General features: G+C 32.3%; 1 protein-coding gene. It reads right to left on the bottom strand.

The window, feature by feature from the left end; translation table 11 throughout:
* Positions 1 to 572, bottom strand: a 572-nt coding sequence (locus NNO03_RS22470; RefSeq protein WP_271450612.1) for a glycogen/starch synthase, incomplete at both ends; no start/stop codon positions are given.

Below are 572 nucleotides of genomic sequence, written 5' to 3'. Positions count from 1 at the left end.
ATCTTTAATAAGTGAGAATGAATATACTTCAGAATCCCAAAGACAGGAATCGACAACACTAATCGGATGAATTTCATTTAACTTTTCAATTTCAATTGCCACACTAGTTGACCAATTCAAAATCTCATTGGCAATTTTTGAATCATCTACAAAGCCAATTGATTTTTTTTTCTTGTTCAATGAAATTAACTTCAATCTTCCTCGTTCTTTGACATCATAGCTATCTGATCTGTAAATCACGCTGACAAAATGCCCTGCCAATAATAATTCACTAGCAAGATTATAATAAAGCGTGCCGATTCCTCCAGATTTCGTCAGAGGGGGGAACTCTTTACTTACAATTACTATATGCAATCTATTAAATGGTATTTCAGATGAATTGAATTTTTTAAAGAAATTAGGCCTTATTGGTTCAACCTTGATTAACTTCCTTTCATAAGATGCAGCCTTGATTCCTGCTTGAAATCCATCCCATAAAGAATCAACTAAGGAATTATATTCACCTTCCTTTATTTCACCATTTTTTAATCCAGTCTGAATATACTCAACTCGATCTTTAATTATAGCATCTT

Source organism: Citrobacter sp. Igbk 16 (assembly GCF_028069755.1).
Taxonomy (GTDB): Bacteria; Pseudomonadota; Gammaproteobacteria; order Enterobacterales; family Enterobacteriaceae; genus Citrobacter.
Note: the sequence above shows the minus strand (reverse complement) of the source record. Positions and strands in the feature narration are given on the sequence as shown.